Origin of the sequence: Salibacter sp., assembly GCF_031581065.1 — a bacterium.
Lineage (GTDB): Bacteria > Bacteroidota > Bacteroidia > Flavobacteriales_G > Salibacteraceae > Salibacter.
In genome coordinates, this window is record NZ_JAVLBN010000072.1 from 1 (window position 1) to 6,520 (window position 6,520).

Annotated in this window: 9 protein-coding genes; 5 read left to right on the forward strand and 4 right to left on the reverse strand. The window is 41.4% G+C overall.

Going from position 1 to position 6,520, the window contains the following annotated elements:
- The 3 genes from RI557_RS11110 to atpD all read right to left on the reverse strand — a co-directional run.
- Positions 1-917: L-threonylcarbamoyladenylate synthase (locus RI557_RS11110; protein ID WP_310683802.1), on the reverse strand; the 917-nt coding region annotated here is incomplete at its 3' end.
- Between the two features lie 181 nt (positions 918-1,098).
- On the reverse strand, positions 1,099-1,392 hold the full coding sequence (locus tag RI557_RS11115) for a F0F1 ATP synthase subunit epsilon (protein WP_151169039.1): 294 nt from the start codon (positions 1,390-1,392) through the stop codon (positions 1,099-1,101).
- Positions 1,393-1,409: 17 nt separating this feature from the next.
- A complete protein-coding gene (gene atpD, locus RI557_RS11120) occupies positions 1,410-2,912 on the reverse strand; it encodes a F0F1 ATP synthase subunit beta (protein ID WP_310683804.1) in 1,503 nt (500 codons plus the stop codon).
- 176 nt (positions 2,913-3,088) lie between these two features.
- Here atpD and RI557_RS11125 point away from each other — a divergent pair, with 176 nt between their 5' ends.
- From RI557_RS11125 to RI557_RS11145, 5 genes are read left to right on the forward strand one after another with little or no spacing between them, the layout of a single operon-like run.
- Complete coding sequence (locus RI557_RS11125; protein ID WP_310683806.1) at positions 3,089-4,018, forward strand: bifunctional riboflavin kinase/FAD synthetase; 930 nt, start codon at positions 3,089-3,091, stop codon at positions 4,016-4,018.
- Positions 3,994-4,599 carry a leucine-rich repeat domain-containing protein gene (locus RI557_RS11130; RefSeq protein WP_310683808.1) on the forward strand — a complete coding sequence of 202 codons (606 nt, stop codon included), beginning with the start codon at positions 3,994-3,996 and terminating at the stop codon, positions 4,597-4,599. The genes RI557_RS11125 and RI557_RS11130 overlap by 25 nt, the downstream gene beginning before the upstream one ends.
- 1 nt (position 4,600) lies before the next feature.
- A complete protein-coding gene (locus RI557_RS11135; RefSeq protein WP_310669039.1) occupies positions 4,601-4,864 on the forward strand; it encodes a YkoF family thiamine/hydroxymethylpyrimidine-binding protein in 264 nt (87 codons plus the stop codon).
- Positions 4,857-5,462, forward strand: a complete 606-nt coding sequence (pnuC, locus tag RI557_RS11140; RefSeq protein WP_310683810.1) for a nicotinamide riboside transporter PnuC — start codon at positions 4,857-4,859, stop codon at positions 5,460-5,462. Before RI557_RS11135 ends, pnuC begins: the two co-directional genes overlap by 8 nt.
- Positions 5,463-5,470: 8 nt before the next feature.
- Complete coding sequence (locus RI557_RS11145) at positions 5,471-5,980, forward strand: ATP-binding protein (RefSeq protein WP_310683812.1); 510 nt, start codon at positions 5,471-5,473, stop codon at positions 5,978-5,980.
- Between the two features lie 221 nt (positions 5,981-6,201).
- Here RI557_RS11145 and RI557_RS11150 read toward each other — a convergent pair.
- Positions 6,202-6,520: DUF4143 domain-containing protein (locus RI557_RS11150; protein ID WP_310683814.1), on the reverse strand; the 319-nt coding region annotated here is incomplete at its 5' end.

The following is a 6,520-nucleotide window of genomic DNA, read 5'->3' on the forward strand; positions in this document are numbered from 1 at the left end:
CCCAGTCCTTTTGCTGGTGCTGGCTCAGCAATTAAAATGTCGATATCTGAGTTTTGGAAGTCGCGGAGGTAACTGAATAGGTTTTGAGCTGCTTCGCTGAGTGATCCTGTTGGTGAAAGTACTTTTGCTTCAGTTACATTTTCAAAACTCTCATAGCGATTGTTGTCAAAAGCTAGTATCCCAACTTTTTGATTCCTGTGTTCTGACAGGAGTTTTTCGATATCTCCAACCTCTACCTTAACTCCCGGGTTGTAATGAGAACTGAGCATTCCGGGGGCAGCAGGATTTGATGAAGAGGTTTTGACTCTTTTAACTCTCTTTCCAATTACTGATTCAATTTCTTCAACTGAAATGCCTCCCAGCCTCAACACTTCAACTTCATCATCAACGACTTTTACAATAGTCGATTCAATGCCTACTTCACATTTTCCTCCATCGAGAATGTAAGGAATCTTTTCGCCTAATTGGTTCTGAACGTGAAGAGCTGTGGTTGGACTCGTAAACCCAAACGGGTTGGCACTTGGGGCTGCCAGAGGAAACGAAAGTCGTTTTAGCAGATCGAGCGTCAATTGATGATTGGGGATTCGCAGACCAACAGTCTCATGTCCGCTTGTGACGATATCAGGAATAATGTCCCGCTTAGGAAGGATGAAAGTGATTGGCCCCGGGCAAAACCTTTCAGCCAGCTGATAGACAAGATCACTTTCGATGATTGCGAACTTTTCAAACTCACTCACATCATGAGTGTGGACGATCAACGGGTCAAATTTAGGGCGCTGTTTAGCTTCGAAAATATTGATAACAGCGTCTTCATTGAGGGCATTTGCTGCTAATCCGTAAACCGTTTCGGTTGGAATGGCAACAAGCTCTCCCTGCATTAAAAGTTCAGCCGCATATTTTTGGTCACTCCCAATCATAAATTCACAAAAAAGGGGATGTATCAAAAGGCTTTTAAGAAATTTGAGAAGTCGGTGATTACAGGATGTTAATCCAATTCTTTTAGTTAATTACACTTCTCAAGGTGAGCCTTTTAAAACCGAAAATTGGTGATTTTTCGGTTTTGATACATCCCCTTAAATTTAGAAATATCGATAGAAATTATTCTGCGAGAATAATAATCTTGTTTTTCAATACCTCCACAACACCACCGTTTATGGCAAAGTCAAATTCTGTGTCTTTCGCGATATCGGTAATGAATTCGCCAGAAAGCTCATCGAATTGTTTGTTGCCACTCACCGATTGCTCGATGTAAACGCGTCCTTTTTGAAGGGCGCTGATGAGCGGTGCGTGATTATTCATAACTCCAAATGAACCATCGATACCCGGCATTTTGACGTGGTCAACTTTGCCGCGATAGAGTAGTTTTTGAGGAGTTAAAACTTCAAGTAACATATTGCTTGTTCTTTAAATTAAGCTTCAGCTAACATTTTTTCACCGGCTTCAATCACGTCATCGATATCACCTTTGAGGTTGAATGCAGCCTCAGGGTATTTATCGAGTTCACCGTCAATGATCATGTTGAATCCTTTGATGGTATCTTCGATCGGAACCAATACTCCCTTGAGTCCGGTAAACTGTTCCGCTACGTGGAACGGTTGAGAAAGGAAACGTTGAACGCGTCTTGCGCGGTGAACAACGAGTTTGTCTTCCTCTGAAAGTTCATCCATACCGAGGATAGCAATAATATCCTGAAGTTCTTTGTATCGCTGAAGAATCTCTTTTACATCCTGAGCACATTTGTAGTGTTCATCACCTACGATGTCTGGAGAAAGAATTCTGGAAGTTGAATCCAATGGATCAACAGCCGGGTAAATACCGAGCTCAGCAATTTTTCTCGAAAGTACTGTCGTTGCATCGAGGTGAGCAAATGTTGTTGCAGGAGCAGGGTCAGTCAAGTCATCTGCAGGTACGTAAACAGCCTGTACAGATGTGATCGATCCACTTTTAGTTGAAGTAATACGCTCTTGCATTTCACCCATCTCAGTTGCGAGTGTTGGTTGGTAACCTACCGCTGATGGCATACGACCCAGAAGTGCTGACACCTCAGAACCTGCCTGCGTAAAGCGGAAGATGTTGTCGATAAAGAAAAGGATATCTTTTCCACCGCCATCATCGCTACCATCACGGAAGTACTCAGCTAATGAAAGACCTGAAAGGGCAACACGTGCACGTGCTCCAGGAGGTTCGTTCATCTGACCGAATACAAATGATGCGCGAGATTCTTTGAGTTTATCTTTGTCAACTTTGCTGAGATCCCATCCGCCTTCTTCCATAGACTTCATGAAATCGTCACCGTAAGTGATAATGCCTGATTCAAGCATTTCCCGAAGAAGGTCGTTTCCTTCACGGGTACGCTCTCCAACACCGGCAAAAACACTAAAACCATCGTATCCTTTTGCAATGTTGTTGATGAGTTCCTGAATCAATACTGTTTTACCAACACCGGCACCACCAAACAAACCGATTTTACCACCTTTTGAGTAAGGCTCGATGAGGTCGATGACCTTAATTCCGGTAAAAAGGATTTCAGAAGATACTGACAGATCTTCAAATTTTGGAGCTTCCTGGTGGATAGAACGGCTGTTCTCTCTCGATACCTGTTCCAAACCATCAATGTTATTTCCAATCACGTTGAACAGGCGACCGTTTACCGCGTCTCCTGTTGGCATTGAAATTGGTTTGCCTGTAGCAATAACATCCATGTTTCGCTGAATACCTTCTGAGGAATCCATTGCGATGGTTCTGACTGTATCCTCACCAATGTGCTGTTGAACTTCGAGTACAACAACTTCACCGTTTGGTTTAGTCACTTCGAGTGCATCGAGGATATCCGGGATACCTGTTTTGTTATCGAAACGGACATCGATTACCGCACCAATTACCTGACTAACTTTACCTTTCATTTCAGACATTTCTGAGCTGAGTTTAATTACTTATGCCTTTAGTTAAATTCGGGTGCAAAAGTAGAATAATCTGTGAATTAATTTTCCTTTGTGAATAACTTTATCACTTTTTAAAGAGCAATTTTAACAAAAGGCGATCATACTGTTCTTTTTTAACAAATTTGCATCAAAATTTTTAGAGCCAGGTGAAAGTATACAGAGGTATTGATGAGTTTGAAAATGTTGAGAATGCGGTGGTTACAACCGGGACTTTTGACGGTGTTCATGTAGGACACAGGAAAATTCTCAATCGGCTTGGGCAAGTTGCTGAAAACGTGAATGGGGAGTCTGTTTTGCTCACTTTTTACCCGCATCCAAGATCAGTTCTACAGCCCGAGTCACAGATTAAGATGCTCAATACTTTGGATGAAAAAATAGACCTTTTAGAAAAGGCCGGTATCGATAACTTGATTATCCATCCTTTCACGAAAGAGTTTTCACGGACATCTTCGGTGGAGTTTGTTCGGGATATCTTGGTTAACAAGATCGGTACGAAAAAACTCGTAATTGGTTATGACCATCATTTTGGTCGGAACCGGGAGGGAAGTTTTGAGCATCTCAAAGAATTTGGTCCTGTTTACGGCTTTGATGTGGAGGAAATCTCTGCGCTCGACATAGATGAGGTGAATGTGAGTTCAACAAAGATCAGGAAGGCATTAGAAGAAGGCGATGTGCAAACGGCTAACACTTTTTTGAGTTATTCCTATCCTTTATCAGGAAAAGTAATTGAAGGTGAAAAACTGGGTAGGTCAATCGGTTATCCAACTGCAAATATTGATATTGAAGAATCGATAAAGCTGATTCCGGCTAATGGCGTTTATGCTGTTAAGGTGAAAGTTGGAGGAGAACAGTTTAACGGAATGCTGAATATAGGTGTTCGACCAACTGTTAGTCAGTCTCAGGATAAATCTGTCGAGGTCAATATTTTCGATTTTGACAGCGATATCTACAGTGATGAAATTACGGTAGAGTTTAAACAGCGTATTCGAAACGAGAAAAAATTCAATTCAGGTGAAGAGCTCGCAGAGCAATTGAAACAAGATAAGGAAGTATGCCAGGAAGCACTCGGAGCATAATTGTTTTGCTGGTTCTGATCGTGCCGGCTTTTTGGGGTTCTGACCAGGAACTTACAGCACAGGTTGATTCCAGTAAAGTTTACAAGTCGATTGAAAAAGCTTCTGAAAATCCTGGTGAAGTCTTTCATTTGAAACTCAAATGGAACCGATACGAATCTTTTCCAATTGAGATTTTTCAATTTAAAAATCTGATTTCACTCAATTTAGATCGCAATCGAATTGATACTATTCCGGATGAAATATCAAAGTTGAAATCTCTCGAGAGGCTTAGTGTTGAATTCAATAACCTGGTTTACGTCTCTCCAAAAATTGCTCAGTTGAATAACCTTAAAGAACTGAAACTCGGTGATAATGAAATAGCTACTCTGCCAGAGTCAATGGGCAAATTGCAAAACCTCGAGATTTTGAGTTTGTGGAGCAATAATATAGTTGAAGTACCGGGATCGTTTAAGAATTTAAGTGCCTTGAAAACTGTCGATCTGCGGCATATTCGCCATACAGAGGCTGAGCAGGGTGCGATAAGGGCAATGTTGCCGAATAATATTGAATTAAAATTTTCAACAACTTGTAATTGTGATTAATATGAGAGCAGTAGTAGAAGTTTCAATGTATCCGCTTACTGATGATTATATTCCGCCAATTGATGTTTTTTTGGAAAAAATCAGAACCTATCCCGAGGTGAAAGTCTCAACGAATCCAAGCAGTACGCGAATAATTGGTGAATACGATGATGTGATGCGCTGTGTAAATGAATCCATGAAAAACAGTTATGAAAGCGGTGTAAAAGCAACTTTTGTGATGAAGGTTCTCAATAATCCGGCAGATAAAACAAAATGGGATGATTGAGGCGATCAAAGCTTCTTACCAGGAAATGCCCTGGATTGAGTTGATCGCTGTGTTGTCAGGCGTTTTGTATTTGATTCTTGCTGCTTATGAGAATATCTGGTGTTGGTTTTGGTCGTTGCTGTCAGTTGTTTTGTACATGTACATTTTGTCTAACGCTAAACTGTGGGCCGAAACGGGGTTGCAGTTTTACTACCTTGGAACAACTGCTTATGGATTTTATGTTTGGAAGTTTGGCGGTAGAAATAAGGCAGAAAAACTTATTGAGAAACTCAATATCCGCGAGCATTTTTTGTTCTCCGGGCTAATTGTTTTTGGGGCTCTGGGTTTAGGGAGCTTTCTGCACTTCAATACTGATGCGTCAATGCCGTTTGTCGATTCGTTTACAACCATTGGAGCTATTGTCGTCACTTATATGGTGACACGGAAATATTTGGAGAATTGGCTGTATTGGATTGTAGTTGACGGAGTTGGTGTTTACATGTACTGGAGTAAAGAGCTATATTTAACCGCATTGCTATTTTTGGCCTACACAATAATGGTTGTTTTTGGTTATTTCAAATGGTTGAGAGATTATCGCAACCAGGTTTCAAATAAATAGGGGGAATCTTGAAGAAAGTATTGATTACAGGTCCGGAGGCTACGGGCAAATCTAAACTTGCTCAACAATTGGCTCAGCACTTTAACAGTGAGTGGGTTGAGGAGTATGCGCGTACTTATTTAAATGAAAATGGCCCCGAGTATTCACGGTCAGATCTCGACCGTATTCTCCATGGCCAATTGGATTTGATTCAGCAAGCTGAAAGGAGGCAAGAGGAATGTCTCTTTTGTGATACTGGCCCGGAGGTGATATACATTTGGAGTAAACACAAATACGGAGTAGTTTCTGATGAGATTAAACGAGCTTCTAATCAGATCCTTTTCGATAAGGTTTTACTCATGAATATTGATCTTCCCTGGGAGGATGACCCTCTACGTGAAGCGCCATCTTTAGATGAGCGAAAGATTATTTTCAATCGGTATGTTAGTTTTTTAGAAGAGCGTGGCATTGACTATACTTTGATTTCGGGGAGTGGGCTTGATCGTTTTTCCTCGGCATTAAGTGTGTTGAGGTGTTGATTTAGTGGTTTGGGAGTTTGGGGGTGTTCCAGCCAACGGCCAACCGCCAACAGCCAAGGCCGAGGTCGAGGCCGAGGTCAAGGTCGAGAGAAGTTCTAATTATTCTTTGGGTTCATTGTGACGGTAAGTTGTTAAGGGCCCCGTTCCTTTCGTCACGAGCTTAGTGCTGACCGATAGCGTCAGTAGGTCTAAGAGCTTCTAAAATCTGACTTTTGGTCAGTTTAAGAAGCACTAAGATTTGAAAGTTCTTGTTGTATGAAATGTGAAATACCGCACACCATTATGTTCTCACTTTTCATGTACGGTTCTGACTGTGGTGTTACAATAAAATTTTTTGTTGTGTCAAGTCCTTTTATTCCATTCCGCATGCTCTTTGTGATTTTAGGCGCTGTTGAAAATTTCGCTTCAACTGATGCAATAGCTTTTCCAGCTCTTGTGATCACGAAGTCTATTTCTGTGCCTCCTCGCGTTCGGTAGAAGAACAGTTCAGTATCTTCAGGTTTGTTGGCTGTAAGCTGCTGAAGGACGAATGCTTCAAAT